Source organism: Streptomyces sp. NPDC051909 (assembly GCF_040681095.1).
In the GTDB taxonomy this organism is placed as follows: Bacteria; Actinomycetota; Actinomycetes; order Streptomycetales; family Streptomycetaceae; genus Streptomyces.
In genome coordinates this window covers 303,371-323,079 of record NZ_JBFAYA010000005.1, presented here as the reverse complement: position 1 = coordinate 323,079, position 19,709 = coordinate 303,371, and the positions used below count along the sequence as shown (strand labels likewise).

The following is a 19,709-nucleotide window of genomic DNA, read 5'->3' as shown; positions in this document are numbered from 1 at the left end:
GGCCCGGCCCGGCCCGGCCCGGCCCGGCCCGTATCCGTACCCATACCCGTACGACCGTGACACCGTGTGACACTCCGGGAGCTCCAGTGACAACGATCACCCCCCGTTCCGGGAACCGGAAATCGAACTCCGGCGACGCCATGGCCCGATTTAGCCCTGCGCAGGGTGCGCCCGGTACGCTCACCGCCGTGCCACACGCTGATCAGTCCCGAACCGCCCCGCCCCGCCCCGAGCGGCTCCGCCCGACACCCCTGGGCGAGCTCGCCGACCGGCTCGGCACCGAGCTCTCCGCCGCAGGCCGCGGCGTCGAGGTCTCGGGCATCACCCACGACTCGCGGGCGGTCCGCCCCGGAGACGTGTACGCGGCGCTGCCCGGCGCCCGCGCGCACGGCGCCGACTTCGTCGCCCAGGCCGCCGGCCTCGGCGCCGCCGCCGTCCTGACCGACCCGGCGGGCGCCGAACGCGCCGCCGCGACCGGCCTGCCGGTCCTCGCGGTGGAGAACCCGCGCGGCCGGATGGGCGAGCTCGCCGCCGAGATCTACGGGCGGCCCGGCGAGGGCCTGCTGCAGATCGGCATCACCGGCACCTCCGGCAAGACCACCACCGCCTACCTCGTCGAGGGAGGACTGCGCGGGGCCGGGAAGCACACCGGCCTGGTCGGCACCGTCGAGATGCGGATCGGCGACGAGCGCATCAAGTCCGAGCGCACCACCCCCGAAGCCACCGACCTCCAGGCCCTGTTCGCCGTCATGGGGGAGCGCGGCGTCGAGGCGGTCGCCATGGAGGTCTCCAGTCACGCCCTGGTGCTCGGCCGGGTCGACGGCTGCGTCTTCGACGTCGCCGTCTTCAACAACCTGAGCCCGGAGCACATGGAGTTCCACTCCGGCATGGAGGACTACTTCCTGGCCAAGGCCCGGCTGTTCACGCCGGAGCGCAGCCGCCGCGGCGTGGTCAACCTCGACGACGCCTACGGCCGCCGGCTCGCCGAGGAGGCGACCGTCCCGGTCGTCACCTTCTCCGCGAGCGGCGACCCGGACGCCGACTGGCGCGCCGAGGACGTGGTCAGCGGCGCCGCCGACTCCGCCTTCACGGTCGTGGGCCCGGACGGCACGCGGATCTCCGCCACCGCCCCGCTGCCCGGCCCGTTCAACGTGGCCAACACCCTCGCCGCGATCGTCACCCTCGCCGCCGCCGGGATCGACCCGAAGACCGCCGCCGACGGCGTCGCCGCCGTCCCCGGCGTCCCCGGGCGCCTGGAGAAGGTCGACGCGGGCCAGCCGTACCTCGCGGTCGTCGACTACGCGCACAAGACCGACGCCGTCGAATCGGTCCTGCGCTCGCTGCGCGAGGTGACCCGCGGAAAGCTGCACGTCGTCATCGGCTGCGGCGGCGACCGGGACACCACCAAGCGCGGCCCGATGGGCGCCGCCGCGGCCCGGCTGGCCGACACCGCGGTGCTCACCTCCGACAACCCGCGCTCCGAGGACCCGCTCGCGATCCTCACCGCCATGCTGGCCGGCGCCGCCGAGGTGCCGCCGGCCGAGCGCGGCACCGTCCTCGTGGACGCCGACCGCGCCGCGGCCATCGCCACGGCCGTGGCCCGCGCCGAGCCCGGCGACACCGTCCTGGTCGCGGGCAAGGGCCACGAGCAGGGCCAGGAGGCCGGCGGCGTGGTCCGCCCCTTCGACGACCGCCTGGTCCTGCGCGAGGCGATTCTCAGCCGGCAGCAGGACGCTCCCCGCCCGCAGAACAGCCGTCACCAGAACAGTCAGGGATGAAGCAGTGATCGCCCTCTCCCTCGCCGAGATCGCCGATATCGTCGGCGGGCGGCCGCACGACATACCGGATCCGGCCGTCCCGGTCACCGGTCCGGTCGTCATCGACTCCCGTGAGGTGAAGCCCGGCAGCCTGTTCGCCGCCTTCGCCGGTGAACGGGTCGACGGCCACGACTACGCGACCCGGGCCGTCGAGGCGGGCGCCGTGGCCGTCCTCGCCACGCGCCCCGTCGGCGTGCCCGCCATCGTCGTCGACGACGTCCAGACGGCGCTCGGGGCCCTCGCCCGCGCGGTCGTCGGACGCCTCGGCACCGATGTCGTCGCCCTCACCGGCTCGGCCGGCAAGACCTCCACCAAGGACCTGATCGCCCAGGTCCTGCAGCGGCACGCGCCGACCGTGTGGACGCCCGGCTCCCTCAACAACGAGATCGGCCTGCCGCTCACCGCGCTCACCGCCGGACCCGAGACCCGCCATCTCGTCCTGGAGATGGGAGCGCGCGGAATCGGCCATATCCGGTACCTCACCGGCCTCACCCCGCCGCGCATCGGACTCGTCATCAACGTCGGCACCGCCCACATCGGCGAGTTCGGCGGCCGCGAGCAGATCGCCGAGGCCAAGGGCGAGCTCGTCGAGTCCCTGCCGGCCGCCGAGGACGGCGGAGTCGCCGTCCTCAACGCCGACGACCCCCTGGTCCGCGCGATGGCCTCCCGCACCAAGGCCAAGGTGACGTTCTTCGGAGAGGCGGACGAAGCGGCCGTACGGGCCGAGAACGTCCGCCTCACGGAAAGCGGACAGCCTTCTTTCAGGCTTCACACACCCACCGGGTGCAGCGACGTGACCTTGCGCCTGTACGGTGAGCACCACGTGTCGAACGCGCTCGCCGCGGCCGCCGTCGCCCATGAGCTGGGCATGCCCGTCGAGGAGATCGCCACCGCGCTCTCCGAGGCAGGCACCCTGTCGCGCTGGCGCATGGAGGTCACCGAGCGTCCGGACGGCGTGACGATCGTCAACGACGCCTACAACGCGAATCCCGAGTCCATGCGAGCCGCCCTGCGCGCGCTCGCGGCCATGGGCAGGCCCGCACAGGCCAGGGGCTCCCGTACGTGGGCGGTGCTCGGCAAGATGGCCGAGCTCGGAGACGAGTCGCTCGCCGAGCACGACGCGGTCGGACGGCTCGCCGTCCGGCTCAACGTCAGCAAGCTCGTCGCGGTCGGGGACAGGGAAGCGTCCTGGCTGCAACTGGGCGCCTATAACGAGGGTTCGTGGGGTGAGGAGTCGGTGCACGTGTCCGACGCGCAGGCGGCGGTCGACCTGTTGCGCAGTGAGCTGCGCCCGGGGGACATCGTCCTGGTGAAGGCTTCCAGGTCGGTGGGTCTGGAGCGGGTCGCCCTGGCACTGCTCGAGAACACCGCCGAGGGTGAGGCGGCCGGCCGATGAGGCAGATCCTCTTCGCGGGGGCCATCGGGCTCTTCCTGACCCTGGTCGGCACCCCGCTGTTCATCAAGCTGCTGGCCCGCAAGGGATACGGGCAGTTCATCCGGGACGACGGCCCGCGCACCCACGGCGCCAAGAAGGGCACGCCCACCATGGGCGGCATCTCCTTCATCCTGGCCACGCTCGTCGCGTACGCGCTCACCAAGGTCATCACCGGCGAGGACCCGACGTACTCGGGCGTCCTCGTGCTCTTCCTGATGGCGGGCATGGGCCTGGTCGGCTTCCTCGACGACTACATCAAGATCGTCAAGCAGCGTTCGCTCGGCCTGCGGGCCAAGGCGAAGATGGCCGGCCAGCTGATCGTCGGCATCACCTTCGCCGTGCTCTCGCTGCAGTTCGCGGATCTGCGCGGCAACACCCCGGCCTCCGAGAAGCTGTCCTTCATCACCGACTTCGGCTGGTCCATCGGCCCGGTGCTGTTCGTGGTCTGGGCGCTCTTCATGATCCTGGCCATGTCCAACGGCGTGAACCTGACGGACGGTCTGGACGGTCTGGCCACCGGCGCCTCGGTGATGGTCTTCGGCGCGTACACCTTCATCGGTCTCTGGCAGTTCCAGGAGTCGTGCGCCAACGCCATGACCCTGACCAACCCCAACGCCTGCTTCGAGGTCCGCGACCCGCTCGACCTCGCGGTCGTCGCCTCCGCCCTGATGGGCGCCTGCTTCGGCTTCCTGTGGTGGAACACGGCGCCGGCCAAGATCTTCATGGGCGACACCGGTTCGCTGGCCCTCGGCGGCGCGCTCGTCGGCCTCGCCATCTGCTCGCGCACCGAGCTGCTGCTCGCGCTGCTCGGCGGTCTGTTCGTGCTGATCACGATGTCCGTGGTCATCCAGGTCAGCGCCTTCAAGATGACCGGCAAGCGGGTCTTCCGGATGGCGCCGCTCCACCACCACTTCGAGATGAAGGGCTGGTCCGAAGTACTCGTGGTGGTCCGGTTCTGGATCATTCAGGGCATGTGCGTCATCGTGGGTCTGGGGATCTTCTACGCCGGATGGGCATCGGAGAAGTGAGCGAGACGGTGGACTGGAAGGGCAAGCGGGTCACGGTCGCGGGTCTCGGCGTCAGCGGGATCCCCGCCGCCCGTGTCCTGCACGGCCTCGGCGCGGTCGTGACCGTCGTCAACGACGGCGACGACGAGCGCTCCCGGGCGCAGGCCGCCGAGCTCGAGGCGGCGGGCGTCACCGTCCGCCTCGGCGACGGGGCGACCCTGCCCGAGGGCACCGAGCTGATCGTGACCGCGCCGGGCTGGCAGCCCGACAAGCCGCTCTTCCGGGCCGCCCAGGCGGCCGGTGTGGAGATCTGGGGCGACGTCGAGCTGGCCTGGCGCCTGCGCGGACCCGATGCCGCGCCGTGGCTCGCGGTCACCGGCACCAACGGCAAGACCACCACCGTGCGGATGCTCGCCTCCATCCTGGAGGCGGCCGGCCTGAAGACCGCCGCCGTCGGCAACATCGGCGTCTCGCTCCTCGACGCCGTCCTCGGCGACGAGAAGTACGACGTGCTCGCCGTCGAGCTCTCCAGCTACCAGCTCCACTGGGCGCCGAGCCTGCGCGCCCACTCGGCCGCCGTGCTCAACCTGGCGCCCGACCACCTCGACTGGCACGGCTCCATGGAGGCGTACGCCGCCGACAAGGGCCGGGTCTACGAGGGCAACCAGGTCGCCTGCGTCTACAACGTGGCCGACCGGGTGACCGAGGACCTGGTCCGCGAGGCCGACGTCGAGGAGGGCTGCCGGGCCATCGGCTTCACCCTCGGCACCCCCGGCCCCTCGCAGCTCGGCGTGGTCGAGGGCATCCTCGTCGACCGGGCCTTCGTCGAGAACCGGCAGAAGAACGCCCAGGAGCTCGCCGAGGTCGCCGACGTCCAGCCGCCGGCCCCGCACAACATCGCCAACGCGCTCGCCGCCGCCGCCCTCGCCCGCGCCTTCGGCGTCGAGCCCAGGGCCGTACGGGACGGGCTGCGCGCCTTCCGGCCCGACCCGCACCGGATCGAACTGGTCGAGGAGATCCAGGGCGTCGTCTACGTCGACGACTCCAAGGCCACCAACACCCACGCCGCCGAGGCGTCGTTGGCGGCCTACGACCCGATCGTCTGGATCGCCGGCGGCCTCGCCAAGGGCGCCACCTTCGACGAGCTCGTCCAGAAGTCGGCGAAGCGGCTGCGCGGCGTCGTGCTGATCGGCCAGGACCGCGCGCTGATCCGCGAAGCCCTGACGCGACACGCCCCGGAGGTCCCGGTGGTGGACCTCGACCGGACCGACACTGGGGCGATGTCCGCGGCGGTCCGCGAGGCGGCCGCGCTCGCCCGGCCGGGGGACACGGTCCTCCTGGCCCCGGCCTGTGCGTCGATGGACATGTTCGCCAACTACAACAAGCGGGGCGAGGCCTTCGCGGACGCCGTCCGCGCCCTCGCCGCCACCGGCGAAGCCTGACCTGACCAGCAAGGAGGTCCGGCACGGCCGGACACGACTGGAGGGGACAGGGACCATGCCGAGCAGAACCGCCGGGCCGCGCCGGCCGCCCGCCGCACGCGGCGCCGGCCGTGCCCCCGCGGCACCGAGGAAGCCCCGCGCGGGCGGCCCCAGGGGGCTCTACGAGCGGGCCCGCCGGGCCTGGGACCGGCCGCTCACGGCGTACTACGTGATCGTCGGCGCCGGACTGCTCATCACCGCGCTCGGCCTGGTGATGGTCTACTCCGCGTCGATGATCACGGCGCTCCGCTACGACCTGGTGCCCTCCTACTTCTTCCGCAAGCAGTTCTTCGCGGCACTGCTCGGCGCCGGCCTGCTGTTCCTGGCCTCCCGGATGCCGGTGAAGCTGCACCGGGCGCTCGCCTACCCGATCCTGGTCGGCGCCATCTTCCTGATGGTGCTCGTGCAGGTGCCCGGGATAGGAGTCGCGGTCGGCGGCAACCAGAACTGGATCTCGCTGGGCGGTCCCTTCATGCTCCAGCCCAGCGAGTTCGGCAAGCTGGCGCTGATCCTGTGGGGCGCCGACCTGCTGGCCCGCAAACAGGACATGAAGCTGCTCACGCAGTGGAAGCACATGCTGGTGCCGCTGGTCCCCGGGGCCTTCCTGCTGCTCGGCCTGATCATGCTGGGCGGTGACATGGGCACGGCGATCATCCTCACCGCGATCCTGTTCGGCCTGCTGTGGACCGCGGGCGCCCCCACCCGGCTCTTCGTCGGCGTGCTCGCCGTCGCCGCCGTCATCGGCGGAGTGCTCATCAAGACCAGCCCGCACCGCCTGGAGCGCTTCGGCTGCCTCGGCGCCAGCGACCCGGGCGGCGCCGGGGACCCGTGCTGGCAGGCCGCGCACGGCATCTATGCTCTCGCCTCGGGCGGATGGTTCGGTTCCGGACTCGGTGCGAGTGTGGAAAAATGGGGCCAACTCCCCGAAGCGCACACCGACTTCATCTTCGCCGTCACCGGGGAGGAACTGGGCCTGGCGGGGACGCTGTCGGTGCTCGCCCTGTTCGCGGCTCTAGGCTATGCGGGTATCCGCGTGGCCGGAGGCACGGAGGACCCCTTCGTCAGGTATGCCGCGGGAGGCGTGACCACCTGGATCACGGCGCAGGCCGTGATCAACATCGGTGCGGTGCTCGGTCTGCTGCCGATCGCCGGAGTCCCGCTCCCGCTGTTCTCCTACGGGGGCTCGGCCCTGCTGCCGACCATGTTCGCCGTCGGGCTCCTGATCGCCTTCGCGAGACAGGAACCCGCCGCGAGAGCGGCCCTGGCCCTGCGCCGCCCCGGCTGGGGCAAGCGGGCCGGGGGGAGATGGAAGTCGATGCGACGGCGCGTCAAGAAGCGTCCGTCCGGAGAGCGGTGAATTTCGGTGCATGTCGTACTCGCCGGCGGAGGTACCGCCGGTCACATCGAGCCCGCGCTCGCCCTCGCGGACGCCCTGCGCAGGCAGGACCCCTCCGTGGGGATCACGGCGCTGGGCACGGAGAAGGGCCTGGAGACCCGGCTGGTCCCCGAGCGGGGCTACGAGCTGGCGCTCATCCCGGCCGTGCCGCTGCCCCGTAAACCCACCCCCGAGCTGATCACCGTCCCCGGACGGCTCCGCGGCACCATCAAGGCCGCCGAGCAGGTCCTGGAGCGCACCAAGGCGGACTGCGTGGTCGGCTTCGGCGGTTACGTGGCCCTGCCCGGCTATCTGGCCGCCAAGCGGCTCGGCGTGCCGATCGTGGTCCACGAGGCCAACGCGCGGCCCGGCCTGGCCAACAAGATCGGCTCGCGCTACGCGGCCGGCGTCGCCGTCGCCACCCCGGACTCCAAGCTCCGCAACGCCCGTTACATCGGCATCCCGCTGCGGCACACCATCGCGACCCTCGACCGCGCCCGCGTGCGCCCCGAGGCGCGCGCCGCGTTCGGCCTGGACCCGAACCTGCCGACCCTGCTGGTCTCCGGCGGTTCGCAGGGCGCGCGCCGGCTCAACGAGGTGATCCAGCAGATCGCCCCGGTGCTCCAGCGCTCCGGCATCCAGATCCTCCACGCGGTCGGCCCGAAGAACGAACTGCCGCGTGTCGACAACATGCCCGGAATGCCGCCCTACGTGCCGGTACCGTACGTGGACCGGATGGATCTCGCGTACGCCGCCGCCGACATGATGCTCTGCCGCGCGGGCGCGATGACCGTCGCCGAGCTCTCCGCCGTCGGACTGCCGGCCGCCTACGTCCCGCTGCCCATCGGCAACGGCGAACAGCGGCTGAACGCCCAGCCGGTGGTCAAGGCCGGCGGCGGACTCCTCGTCGACGACGCGGAACTGTCGCCGCAGTGGGTGCAGGCCAACGTCCTGCCCGTACTGGCCGATCCGCACCGTCTGTACGAGATGTCCCGCTCCGCCGCCGAGTTCGGCCGCCGGGACGCCGACGAACTGCTCGTCGGCATGGTGTACGAGGCGATCGCCGCCCGCGGCCGCTAGCGGGCGAGTCGAGCCCGCGAATCAAGGGGAGGTGGATGGTGGCAGCGAAGAGCGCGAAGAGCGGGCCCGAGGGCTCCTCGTCGCGTCCGGCCCGGCCGGAGACCCGGAGGTTCCGTGTCCCCGGCCCGCGGGTGCTGCTGATCGCCCTCGGCACCGTCCTCGTGGCCGCCGGCAGCGTCTGGGCGCTCTACGGCTCCAGCTGGTTCCGGGTCGAGAAGGTCAGCACCTCCGGTACGGCGGTGCTGACCCCGGACCAGGTCGAGCGTGTCGCGGCGGTCCCGGTCGGCGCGCCGCTGGTCTCCGTCGACACCGACGCCATCGAGGCCCGGCTGCGCGCCGAACTGCCCCGGATCGACTCCGTGGACGTGGTCCGGTCCTGGCCACACGGAATCGGTCTGAAAGTGACGGAACGTCGCCCCGTGCTGCTGCTCGAAAACGGCGGAAAGTTCGACGAAGTGGACGCCGGGGCGGTCCGGTTCGCCACCGTCACCACCCCGCCCCGCGGCGTCCCCCGACTGGTCCTCGACGCCGCCGCCTCCCCGAGCCTGCGCCGCTTCGACACCGAGCGGCTGCTGACCGCCGCGGTAGGCGTGACGGGCGAACTCCCGGAGAAAATCGCCCAGGACGTCCGTGTCGTCCGGATCACGTCGTTCGACTCCATCACTCTGGAACTCGGCAAGGGCCGCAGCGTCTTCTGGGGCAGTGGTGAGGACGGGCCCGTGAAGGCCCGGGTTCTCACCGCTCTCATGAAAGCGACCCCCAAAGCGGGGCACTTCGATGTAAGTGCCCCCACCGCACCCGCCTCGTCGGAAAGTTGACGCTCATCACCGCTGGCCAGCACCCTGGTTGGCCAGCGCTACGGGTGATCACATAGGGTGAAAAGAAAAACGGGAGGTTCGGCGTGTTCGTTGAACGTGCGCCGCTTGTCGACTTAGTGTCCTGTTCGGAAGAGTCCAGCGAACAGAGACACTGGTAACCCTAAACTTCAACGTTAGGGTTTGGGTCGGCGTCATGGACCGTCCCAATCGGCATCCGTCGTCGCGACGCGTCAACCACCGCGAAGCGGCGACACGTAACTCGAGGCGAGAGGCCTTCGACGTGGCAGCACCGCAGAACTACCTCGCAGTCATCAAGGTCATCGGTGTCGGCGGCGGTGGTGTCAATGCCATCAACCGAATGATCGAGGTCGGTCTCAAGGGCGTCGAGTTCATCGCCATCAACACCGACGCGCAGGCGCTGTTGATGAGCGACGCCGACGTCAAGCTCGACGTCGGCCGTGAACTGACCCGCGGCCTCGGGGCCGGGGCCAACCCGGCCGTCGGCCGCAAGGCGGCAGAGGACCACCGCGAGGAGATCGAGGAGGTCCTCAAGGGGGCCGACATGGTCTTCGTGACCGCCGGCGAGGGCGGCGGCACCGGCACCGGCGGCGCGCCCGTCGTCGCCAACATCGCGCGTTCGCTCGGCGCCCTGACGATCGGCGTGGTCACCCGCCCGTTCACCTTCGAGGGCCGCCGTCGCGCCAACCAGGCGGAGGACGGCATCGCCGAGCTCCGCGAAGAGGTCGACACCCTCATCGTCATCCCCAACGACCGGCTGCTCTCGATCTCGGACCGCCAGGTCTCGGTGCTCGACGCCTTCAAGTCGGCCGACCAGGTGCTCCTCAGCGGTGTCCAGGGCATCACCGACCTCATCACCACCCCGGGCCTGATCAACCTCGACTTCGCCGACGTCAAGTCGGTCATGTCCGAGGCCGGTTCCGCCCTGATGGGCATCGGCTCCGCCCGCGGCGACGACCGCGCCGTGGCCGCCGCCGAGATGGCGATCTCCTCGCCGCTCCTGGAGGCGTCCATCGACGGCGCCCGCGGCGTCCTGCTGTCCATCTCCGGCGGCAGCGACCTCGGTCTCTTCGAGATCAACGAGGCCGCCCAGCTGGTGAGCGAGGCCGCCCACCCCGAGGCGAACATCATCTTCGGCGCCGTCATCGACGACGCCCTCGGCGACGAGGTACGGGTCACCGTCATCGCGGCCGGTTTCGACGGCGGTCAGCCGCCGGCCCGCCGCGACAACATCATCGGCTCGGTCTCCGCCAAGCGCGAGGAGCCCGCCCCGGCCCCCCGCGTCACCGAGACCGCCCGCCCGCTCGGCGGCCTCGGCACCGTGACCCCGCGCGAGGAGCCGGTCGCCCCGGTCGAGCCCGCGCCGGCCGTGAGCGAGAGCACGCTGCCGCCCGTCGCGCCCCCGGTGGTCCCGCCGGCCCGCCCGTACCCGGACACCCAGGCCGAAGAGCTGGATGTCCCGGACTTCCTGAAGTGACACCTTGATAGGGCAGCGTTACGAGACGAGCGGCGCGCACTTCGCCTTCACCGACCGGTGGGGCGGGGTGAGCGCCGTTCCGTACGAGGAGCTCAACCTCGGCGGCGCGGTGGGGGACGAGCCCGCGGCCGTCCTGGCCAACCGGGCCCGCGCCGCGGACGGGCTCGGGCTCGACCCGGCGCGGGTCGTCTGGATGAACCAGGTGCACGGCGCCGACGTGGCCGTGGTCGACGGACCGTGGTCCTCGGACGAGATCCCGTCCGTGGACGCGGTGGTCACCGCCACCCGCGGCCTTGCACTCGCGGTGCTCACCGCGGACTGCGTCCCGGTCCTGCTCGCCGACCCGGTCGCCGGGGTCGCGGCCGCCGCCCACGCCGGGCGGCCCGGGATGGTGGCGGGCGTCGTGCCCGCCGCGGTCGCGGCGATGACGAGGCTCGGCGCCGACCCCGCCCGGATCACCGCCCGCACCGGACCCTCGGTCTGCGGACGCTGTTACGAGGTGCCCGAGGCGATGCGCGCCGAGGTGGCCGCGGTCGAACCGGCCGCGTACGCCGAGACCTCCTGGGGGACTCCGGCCGTGGACGTGGCCGCCGGAGTGCACGCCCAGCTGGCCCGGCTCGGAGTCCGGGACGTCTCGGACGCCGGGGTCTGCACCCTGGAGTCCCGGGACCACTACTCGTACCGCCGCGACCGCACCACAGGGCGACTCGCGGGATATGTCTGGTTGAGCCGAGAAGAGACATGACCGACCTGACCGACCGCAAGTCCGAACTCGCCGCCAACCTCGCCCGGGTGGAGGAGCGCATCGCCGCCGCGTGCGCCGCCGCCGGGCGGGCGAGGGACGAGGTGACCCTGATCGTGGTGACCAAGACCTACCCCGCGAGCGATGTGCGGCTCCTGCACGAACTCGGTGTGCGGCATGTGGCGGAGAACCGCGACCAGGACGCCGCCCCCAAGGCCGCCGCCTGCGCGGACCTCGACCTCAGCTGGCACTTCGTGGGCCAGTTGCAGACCAACAAGGTCCGTTCTGTGGTGGGTTATGCCGATGTGGTGCAGTCCGTCGACCGACTGAAGCTCGTTTCCTCTCTCTCCGCTGCCGCGGAGAAGGCGGAACGCGAAGTCGGCTGTCTGATCCAGGTCGCCCTCGACGCCGAGGCGGGCGGGCGGGGCGACCGGGGCGGGGTCGCCCCGGACGGGATCGAGGAGTTGGCGGCCGCGGTGGACGCCGCCCCCGGACTGCGTCTCGACGGACTGATGACGGTCGCGCCGCTGGCCGGCCCCTTCGCCGGCCGGCAACGCGCGGCGTTCGACCGGCTGATGGATTTGTCGACTGTCCTGCGCGCGACCCGTCCAACTGCGAACATGGTGTCAGCAGGGATGAGTGCGGACCTCGAAGAGGCCGTGGCGGCCGGAGCGACACACGTACGCATCGGTACGGCGGTACTCGGAGTCCGCCCGAAGCTCGGGTAACGTCGCGAAGCAGGTCGGACCACAGCAGAAAATATGGTCATTCCGCCGAGTAGGCGGGGGGACCCGTGGATCGCGGGCACTTGGTGACACTGCGACATTCGGTAAGGCGATCCACCACTGAGCGGAGGATGCAGAGAATGGCCGGCGCGATGCGCAAGATGGCGGTCTACCTCGGCCTCGTGGAGGACGATGGCTACGACGGCCGGGGATTCGATCCCGACGACGACTTCGAACCCGAGCTGGAGCCGGAGCCTGAGCGCGACCGGCGCCACCAGCCCCCTCGGCAGATCGAGCGGGAGGAGCCGGTACGGGTCGTGCAGCCGCCCGCGCCGCGCGAACCCGTCGCTCAGTCTGTACCGGTACACGCGGAAAGCGGACGTCCTGCCCGAATTGCCCCCGTGGCATCCATCACACCCGAACGTCCGAGCCTGGAGAAGAACGCGCCGGTGATCATGCCCAAGGTCGTGTCCGAGCGGGAGCCCTACCGCATCACCACGCTGCACCCGCGGACCTACAACGAGGCCCGTACCATCGGGGAACACTTCCGTGAGGGCACCCCGGTGATCATGAATCTCACGGAGATGGACGACACCGACGCGAAGCGACTTGTCGACTTTGCCGCCGGACTCGTGTTCGGGCTCCATGGCAGCATTGAGCGAGTGACGCAGAAGGTGTTCCTGTTGTCGCCTGCTAACGTCGATGTCACGGCGGAGGACAAGGCCCGCATCGCAGAGGGCGGATTCTTCAACCAGAGCTGAGAACACGAGACCGAGAACGGCCGGCCGCGGGAGCGGTCGGACAAGTAAGAGCACGAGAGCCAGGGGAGAGGGAACCGCGGGATGGGCGTCGCACTACAGGTGGTCTACATCGCGCTGATGTGCTTCCTCGTCCTTCTGATCTTCCGGCTGGTCATGGACTACGTCTTCCAGTTCGCCCGGTCATGGCAACCCGGCAAGGCGATGGTGGTGGTCCTCGAGGCCACCTACACTGTGACCGATCCACCGCTCAAGCTTCTGCGGCGGCTCATCCCGCCGCTGCGCCTCGGGGGCGTGGCACTCGACCTGTCCTTCTTCGTTCTGATGATCATCGTCTACATCCTGATCTCCGTCGTGAGCGGCTTCGCGAGGTGATGGTGGAGGAAACTGTGGACGATACGGTCTTGCCGACTGCCGACGACTACGTAGAGGTGAAGAAGAGATGCCGCTGACCCCCGAGGACGTGCGGAACAAGCAGTTCACGACCGTCCGCCTTCGAGAAGGCTATGACGAGGACGAGGTCGATGCCTTCCTCGACGAGGTCGAAGCCGAACTGACCCGACTGCTCCGCGAGAACGAGGACCTGCGCGCCAAGCTGGCCGCCGCGACCCGTGCCGCCGCGCAGAACCAGCAGCAGGGCATGCGCAAGCCGCCGGAGCCGCAGGATCGTCCCGTCGGTCCCGGCGCTCCCGTGCCCGCCGCCATATCCGGACCGCCCGCCCAGCAGCAGGGCCCCATGCAGGGCCCGCCGCAGCTGCCGTCCGGTGCTCCCGCGCTTCCCCCCGGCCCGATGCAGGGCGGCCCCATGCAGGGTGGCCCCATGGGCCCCGGCCCGATGCAGGGCGGCCCGATGGGTCCCGGCCCGATGCAGGGCGGCCCGATGGGTCACCCGCAGCAGCAGCCGATGGCGCCGGCGCCGCAGGCGCCCGGTGGCGACAGCGCCGCGCGCGTGCTCTCGCTCGCGCAGCAGACCGCCGACCAGGCGATCGCGGAGGCCCGCTCCGAGGCCAACAAGATCGTCGGCGAGGCGCGCTCGCGCGCCGAGGGCCTGGAGCGGGACGCCCGCGCCAAGGCCGACGCCCTGGAGCGGGACGCGCAGGAGAAGCACCGCGTCGCGATGGGCTCCCTGGAGTCCGCCCGCGCCACCCTCGAGCGCAAGGTCGAGGACCTGCGGGGCTTCGAGCGTGAGTACCGGACCCGCCTGAAGTCGTACCTCGAGTCCCAGCTGCGTCAGCTGGAGACCCAGGCCGACGACTCGCTGGCCCCGCCGCGCACCCCGGCCGCCGCGTCCCTGCCGCCGTCCCCGTCGATGGCTCCGGCCGGCGCCGGCGCCCCGTCCTACGGTGGCAACGGCCCGATGGGCGGCGCCCCGTCGTACGGCGGGCAGCAGCAGATGTCCCCGGCGATGACCCAGCCGATGGCCCCGGTCCGTCCGCAGGCCCCGCAGCCGATGCAGCAGGCCCCGGCGCCGATGCGCGGCTTCCTCATCGACGAGGACGACAACTGAGGCCGGCGGATCAACGCGTGTTGAACGCGTAGCCGTCGTCGGCAGTCCTGAAGGGCCGGCCCCCGAATCCGGGGGCCGGCCCTTCGGCGTGCGGGGGCGTTGGCGGGCGCGCGCGCCGGTGCGGGTGCGGCAGGATGCGCCGCCGCGGCGGGTGGGCGGCGGCTTCGCGCCGCCGGGGAAGTCCTTGTCAGTTGCGCGCAGGGTACGGCGAAGGGCCCGGCGCCGTTACCGGAGCCGGGCCCTTCGCCGTACCGCTACGCCTTGCGGAGACGGAAGGCGAGGGCCAGGCCCTCGTCCTCGAACGGGGCGCCGAAGGTGTCGTCGGCGTCGCCCTGGGCGTAGTCCGTGGACAGCACCTCGTCGGCGATCAGGGCCGCGTGGGCCGTCAGGGCCTCCACCGTCTCCTCGGAGGAGGAGGTCCAGCGCAGGGCGATGCGGTCGGCGACGTCGAGGCCGCTGTTCTTGCGGGCCTCCTGGATCAGGCGGATGGCGTCGCGGGCGAGGCCGGCCTTCCGCAGCTCCGGGGTGATCTCCAGGTCGAGGGCGACCGTGGCGCCGGAGTCGGAGGCGACGGACCAGCCCTCGCGGGGGGTCTCGGTGATGATGACCTCCTCGGGGGTGAGGGTGATCGTCTCGCCGTTCACCTCCAGGCTCGCCTCGCCGTCGCGCAGGGCCAGGGAGAGCGCCGCCGCGTCGGCCGCGGCGACCGCCTTGGCGACGTCCTGGACGCCCTTGCCGAAGCGCTTGCCGAGGGCCCGGAAGTTCGCCTTCGCCGTCGTGTCGACCAGCGAGCCGCCCACCTCGGACAGCGAGGCCAGCGAGGAGACGTTGAGCTCCTCGGTGATCTGCGCCTGCAGCTCCTCGGACAGACCGGCGAAGCCGGTCGCCGCGACCAGCGCCCGGGACAGCGGCTGACGGGTCTTCACGCCCGACTCCGCGCGCGTGGCGCGGCCCAGCTCGACCAGGCGGCGGACGAGCAGCATCTGCTCCGAGAGGGTCGGGTCGACGAGCGCCGCGTCCGGCTCCGGCCAGGTCGCCAGGTGGACCGATTCGGGCGCCTCGGGGGTGACCGGGACGACCAGGTCCTGCCAGACCCGCTCGGTGATGAACGGGGTCAGCGGGGCCATCAGCCGGGTCACCGTCTCCACGACCTCGTGGAGCGTGCGCAGCGCCGCCTTGTCGCCCTGCCAGAACCGGCGGCGCGAGCGGCGCACGTACCAGTTCGACAGGTCGTCGACGAAGGCCGAGAGCAGCTTGCCGGTGCGCTGGGTGTCGTACGCCTCCATCGCCTCGGTCGCCTCGGCGACCAGGGTGTTGAGCTCGCCGAGCAGCCAGCGGTCGAGGACCGGGCGGTCGGCCGGCGCCGGGTCGGCGGCGGACGGCGCCCAGCCGGACGTCCGGGCGTACAGCGCCTGGAAGGCGACCGTGTTCCAGTACGTCAGGAGGGTCTTGCGGACGACCTCCTGGATGGTGCCGTGACCGACGCGGCGGGCCGCCCACGGCGAGCCGCCGGCCGCCATGAACCAGCGCACGGCGTCGGCGCCGTGCTGGTCCATCAGCGGGATCGGCTGGAGGATGTTGCCCAGGTGCTTGGACATCTTGCGGCCGTCCTCGGCGAGGATGTGGCCCAGGCAGACCACGTTCTCGTAACTGGACTTGTCGAAGACCAGCGTGCCGACCGCCATCAGCGTGTAGAACCAGCCGCGGGTCTGGTCGATCGCCTCGGAGATGAACTGCGCCGGGTAGCGGCTCTCGAACAGCTCCTTGTTCTGGTACGGGTAGCCGTACTGCGCGAACGGCATCGAACCCGAGTCGTACCAGGCGTCGATGACCTCCGGCACGCGCGTCGCGGTCTTGCCGCAGCCCTCCGCCGGGCAGGCGAAGGTGACGGCGTCGATGTACGGGCGGTGCGGGTCGAGGCCCGACTGGTCGGTGCCGGTCAGCTCCGACAGCTCCGCGCGCGAGCCCACGCAGGTGAGGTGGTCGTCCTCGCAGCGCCAGATCGGCAGCGGGGTGCCCCAGTAGCGGTTGCGGGAGAGCGCCCAGTCGATGTTGTTGTTCAGCCAGTCGCCGAACCGGCCGTGCTTGACGGAGTCCGGGAACCAGTTGGTGTTCTCGTTCTCCTCCAGGAGCCGGTCCTTGACCGCGGTGGTGCGGATGTACCAGGACGGCTGCGCGTAGTAGAGCAGCGCGGTGTGGCAGCGCCAGCAGTGCGGGTAGCTGTGCTCGTACGCGATGTGCTTGAAGAGCAGGCCGCGGGCGTCCAGGTCGGCGGTGAGCGCCTCGTCGGCCTTCTTGAAGAAGACGCCGCCGACCAGCGGCACGTCCTCCTCGAAGGTGCCGTCGGGGCGGACCGGGTTCACGACCGGCAGGCCGTAGGCCTTGCAGACCTTGAGGTCGTCCTCGCCGAAGGCGGGGGACTGGTGGACCAGACCCGTGCCGTCCTCGGTCGTCACGTACTCGGCGTTGACGACGTAGTGGGCGGGGGCGTCGAAGGGGATGAGCTCGAACGGGCGGTCGTAGGTCCAGCGCTCCATGTCCTTGCCGGTGAAGGACTCGCCGGTGGTGACCCAGCCCTCGCCGAGCGCCTTGTCGAGCAGCGGCTCGGCGACGACGAGCCGCTCGTCGCCGTCCGTGGCGACCACGTAGGTCACCTCGGGGTGGGCGGCGACGGCCGTGTTGGACACCAGGGTCCACGGGGTGGTCGTCCAGACCAGGAGCGCCGCCTTGCCGGCCAGCGGGCCGGAGGTCAGCGGGAAGCGCACGTACACCGACGGGTCGACGACCGTCTCGTAGCCCTGCGCCAGCTCGTGGTCCGAGAGGCCGGTGCCGCAGCGCGGGCACCAGGGGGCGACGCGGTGGTCCTGGACGAGCAGGTCCTTGTCGAAGATCTGCTTGAGCGACCACCAGACCGACTCGATGTACGAGGGGTCCATGGTGCGGTAGGCGTCGTCGAGGTCCACCCAGTAGCCCATGCGGGTGGTCAGCTCGGCGAAGGCGTCGGTGTGGCGGGTCACGGACTCGCGGCACTTGGCGTTGAACTCGGCGATGCCGTAGGCCTCGATGTCCTTCTTGCCGGAGAAGCCGAGCTCCTTCTCGACGGCGAGCTCGACCGGCAGGCCGTGGCAGTCCCAGCCGGCCTTGCGGGCCACGTGGTAGCCGCGCATGGTGCGGAACCGGGGGAAGACGTCCTTGAAGACCCGGGCCTCGATGTGGTGGGCGCCGGGCATGCCGTTGGCGGTCGGCGGGCCCTCGTAGAACACCCACTCGGGGCGTCCCTCGGACTGCTCAAGCGTCTTGGCGAAGACCTTGTTGTCGCGCCAGAAATCGAGCACGGAGTGCTCGAGCGCGGGCAGGTCTACCTGGGCGGGTACCTGGCGGTACTGCGAAGACATCGATCTTCCTCCGGCGGATGTGCCTCGTTCCGTCCGGAGGGACGAGAGCACTGCTCCCGCGGTACCACCCTCCTTGGCCCCGGGCGCGGACGCCCTGAGCCCCCTCATTGGGGTCGCGACGCCGGGTCTACTCGCCGCGCGGTCCTCACGGTCCGGCGGCTTTCTTCCGGCAGCTCCGGGGTGATGCTTCACATCGGGCTCGCCCCCGGGCTCGCACCGTCCCCGGGTCGCTCATGGCTGCTTACGACGCTACTCGTCCCCATCCAAGCCTTTCGCTCCGCCCAGTGTACGGGGCGGCGGACGGCTCGGCCGACCGGTTTTCCCCGGATTCCCGGTGGCGTCCCGGTGACCCGAATGGTCACACGGCCCGGCACGGACTTCCGCTGCGGCCAAGTGGGGGAGGCACGGCGCGGATAACCCGCCGGGGAGCTGGGCACAACCGAGGCAGGTTCGCCCCGCGGGCCGCCGGGGCGGGCGGAATGGGCGGCGTGCCCCGTTGCCGCGGACCTTGGGCCGATTTATCGTCCCAGCACGATTCGCGAGCAAGATCACAAAATGTGAAGGGGCCGCGACATGGTGGCGAAGAAGACCGCCGCGGAGAAGACGACGGCCACGAAGACCGCGGCCGCGAAGGCGCCGGCCGCGAAGAAGTCCGCGGCCGGAAGGGCGGCGGGCAGGAAGACCGCCGAGGCGGCCCCAGCCGGCGAGCCGGCCGCGAGGAAGACGGCCACGAGGAAGACGGCCGCGAACGCGCCGGCCGCGAACGCGACGGTCACGAAGAAGACCGACGGCAAGAAGGCGGTCACCAAGAAGACCGCCACCGAGAAGGCGGCCGCGAAGAAGCCGGCCGCCGGCAGGGCGCCCGCGAAGAAGGCGTCCGCCAAGAAGGCGCCGGCCGGGAAGACGGCCGCCCCGACCAACCGGAAGACAGGAGCCAGCACGGTGGCAGCGAAGAAGACCGCGGGCGGCGTCACGACGGCCGGCGGGAACGGGGCCGCGGTGCCCCAGGCCCGGGCCGGAGAGCTCGCCGTACGCCCCGGTGAGGAGCCGTGGACCCCCGAGGAGGTCGCCGAGGCCCGCAGCGAGCTGCAGGCCGAGGTGCTGCGGCTGCGCAGCGAGCTGGTGCACTCCGAGGAGGAGCTGACCGGCCTGATGCGCGACTCGGGCGACGGCGCGGGCGACGACCAGGCCGACACCGGCACCAAGAACATCACGCGGGAGCACGAGCTCGCCCTGGCGGCGAACGCCCGCGAGATGCTGGAACAGACCGAGCACGCCCTGGAACGGCTCGACGCGGGCACCTACGGCCTGTGCGAGGTCTGCGGCAAGCCCATCGGCAAGGCGAGGATGCAGGCCTTCCCGCGCGCCACCCTGTGCGTGGAGGACAAGCAGAAGCAGGAGCGGCGGGGCTGACGGCGCCGGAGGCGTGTGCCGTACTCTCGGTGCACATCAGGCACCTAGGTTGAGGGACTCACGTGGCAGAGGCGGAGAGCGTCATCGGTACGCCGGATTCACCGGATGCAGCAGGGGCCGACGAGACGGCCGCTCCTGAGGAGCGGCCGCAGCCGAAGGGGAAGCGCCGGATCGCCGCGCTGTTCGTGGTGGCCGTGCTCGCCTACCTGCTCGACCTCGGCAGCAAGATGCTCGTGGTGGCGAAGCTGGAGGGGCACGAGCCGATCGAGGTGATCGGCGACCTGCTGCGCTTCGAGGCCATCCGCAATCCCGGTGCCGCCTTCGGCATGGGCGAGGCCTTCACGATCATCTTCACCGTGATCGCGGCCGTGGTCATCGCGGTGATCATCCGGCTGGCCCGCAAGCTCTACAGCCTGCCCTGGGCGATCGCGCTCGGCCTGCTGCTGGGCGGCGCGCTCGGCAATCTGACCGACCGGATCTTCCGCTCGCCGGGCGTCTTCGAGGGCGCGGTCGTGGACTTCATCGCGCCCAAGGGCTTCGCCGTCTTCAACCTCGCCGACTCGGCGATCGTCTGCGGCGGCATCCTCATCGTGCTGCTGTCGTTCCGGGGCCTGGACCCCGACGGCACCGTCCACAAGGACTGACAAGGCATACTCGACGG

17 protein-coding genes are annotated in these 19,709 nt (G+C 71.4%); 15 read left to right on the top strand and 2 right to left on the bottom strand.

Annotation, left to right across the window (positions count from 1 at the left end; all coding sequences use genetic code 11):
• The first annotated feature begins 140 nt into the window (after nt 1-140).
• From AB0M18_RS10925 to AB0M18_RS10865, 13 genes are all read left to right on the top strand, one after another.
• Complete coding sequence (locus tag AB0M18_RS10925) at nt 141-1,778, top strand: UDP-N-acetylmuramoyl-L-alanyl-D-glutamate--2,6-diaminopimelate ligase (protein ID WP_365756521.1); 1,638 nt, start codon at nt 141-143, stop codon at nt 1,776-1,778.
• Nucleotides 1,779-1,782: 4 nt separating this feature from the next.
• Complete coding sequence (gene murF, locus AB0M18_RS10920) at nt 1,783-3,213, top strand: UDP-N-acetylmuramoyl-tripeptide--D-alanyl-D-alanine ligase (protein ID WP_365756520.1); 1,431 nt, start codon at nt 1,783-1,785, stop codon at nt 3,211-3,213.
• Nucleotides 3,210-4,280, top strand: a complete 1,071-nt coding sequence (gene mraY / locus AB0M18_RS10915) for a phospho-N-acetylmuramoyl-pentapeptide-transferase (protein ID WP_365756519.1) — start codon at nt 3,210-3,212, stop codon at nt 4,278-4,280. Before murF ends, mraY begins: the two co-directional genes overlap by 4 nt.
• On the top strand, nt 4,262-5,701 hold the full coding sequence (murD, locus tag AB0M18_RS10910; protein ID WP_365756518.1) for a UDP-N-acetylmuramoyl-L-alanine--D-glutamate ligase: 1,440 nt from the start codon (nt 4,262-4,264) through the stop codon (nt 5,699-5,701). The genes mraY and murD overlap by 19 nt, the downstream gene beginning before the upstream one ends.
• Nucleotides 5,702-5,756: 55 nt before the next feature.
• A complete protein-coding gene (gene ftsW, locus AB0M18_RS10905; protein WP_365756517.1) occupies nt 5,757-7,097 on the top strand; it encodes a putative lipid II flippase FtsW in 1,341 nt (446 codons plus the stop codon).
• A 6-nt stretch (nt 7,098-7,103) separates the two neighbouring features.
• Entirely contained in the window at nt 7,104-8,195 is a 1,092-nt protein-coding gene (murG, locus tag AB0M18_RS10900) for an undecaprenyldiphospho-muramoylpentapeptide beta-N-acetylglucosaminyltransferase (RefSeq protein WP_365756516.1), read from the top strand.
• A gap of 35 nt (nt 8,196-8,230) precedes the next feature.
• Complete coding sequence (locus AB0M18_RS10895) at nt 8,231-9,013, top strand: FtsQ-type POTRA domain-containing protein (protein ID WP_365756515.1); 783 nt, start codon at nt 8,231-8,233, stop codon at nt 9,011-9,013.
• A gap of 280 nt (nt 9,014-9,293) precedes the next feature.
• Nucleotides 9,294-10,508 (top strand): cell division protein FtsZ, encoded by a 1,215-nt coding sequence (ftsZ, locus tag AB0M18_RS10890; RefSeq protein WP_365756514.1) that lies wholly within the window; start codon nt 9,294-9,296, stop codon nt 10,506-10,508.
• Nucleotides 10,509-10,512: 4 nt separating this feature from the next.
• Nucleotides 10,513-11,253: a peptidoglycan editing factor PgeF gene (gene pgeF / locus AB0M18_RS10885; RefSeq protein WP_365756513.1), complete on the top strand. Its 741-nt coding sequence runs from the start codon at nt 10,513-10,515 to the stop codon at nt 11,251-11,253.
• A gap of 5 nt (nt 11,254-11,258) precedes the next feature.
• Complete coding sequence (locus AB0M18_RS10880; protein WP_365756585.1) at nt 11,259-11,978, top strand: YggS family pyridoxal phosphate-dependent enzyme; 720 nt, start codon at nt 11,259-11,261, stop codon at nt 11,976-11,978.
• A gap of 137 nt (nt 11,979-12,115) precedes the next feature.
• Nucleotides 12,116-12,736, top strand: coding sequence for a cell division protein SepF (gene sepF / locus AB0M18_RS10875; protein ID WP_265861641.1), 621 nt, complete (start codon nt 12,116-12,118; stop codon nt 12,734-12,736).
• Nucleotides 12,737-12,817: 81 nt separating this feature from the next.
• Nucleotides 12,818-13,108: a YggT family protein gene (locus AB0M18_RS10870; protein ID WP_132915584.1), complete on the top strand. Its 291-nt coding sequence runs from the start codon at nt 12,818-12,820 to the stop codon at nt 13,106-13,108.
• A gap of 67 nt (nt 13,109-13,175) precedes the next feature.
• Nucleotides 13,176-14,240, top strand: coding sequence for a DivIVA domain-containing protein (locus AB0M18_RS10865; protein WP_365756512.1), 1,065 nt, complete (start codon nt 13,176-13,178; stop codon nt 14,238-14,240).
• 254 nt (nt 14,241-14,494) lie between these two features.
• On the opposite strand, the gene ileS is transcribed toward AB0M18_RS10865, so the two are convergent.
• Together ileS and AB0M18_RS10855 are read right to left on the bottom strand one after the other, a co-directional pair.
• Nucleotides 14,495-17,635: an isoleucine--tRNA ligase gene (gene ileS, locus AB0M18_RS10860; RefSeq protein WP_365756511.1), complete on the bottom strand. Its 3,141-nt coding sequence runs from the start codon at nt 17,633-17,635 to the stop codon at nt 14,495-14,497.
• Nucleotides 17,636-18,183: 548 nt separating this feature from the next.
• A complete protein-coding gene (locus AB0M18_RS10855) occupies nt 18,184-18,576 on the bottom strand; it encodes a hypothetical protein (protein ID WP_365756510.1) in 393 nt (130 codons plus the stop codon).
• A 1-nt stretch (nt 18,577) separates the two neighbouring features.
• On the opposite strand from AB0M18_RS10855, the gene AB0M18_RS10850 reads away from it, so the two are divergent.
• Together AB0M18_RS10850 and lspA are read left to right on the top strand one after the other, a co-directional pair.
• A complete protein-coding gene (locus AB0M18_RS10850; protein ID WP_365756509.1) occupies nt 18,578-19,048 on the top strand; it encodes a TraR/DksA C4-type zinc finger protein in 471 nt (156 codons plus the stop codon).
• 62 nt (nt 19,049-19,110) lie between these two features.
• Entirely contained in the window at nt 19,111-19,692 is a 582-nt protein-coding gene (gene lspA, locus AB0M18_RS10845) for a signal peptidase II (protein ID WP_365756508.1), read from the top strand.
• The last annotated feature ends 17 nt before the right edge of the window (nt 19,693-19,709 follow it).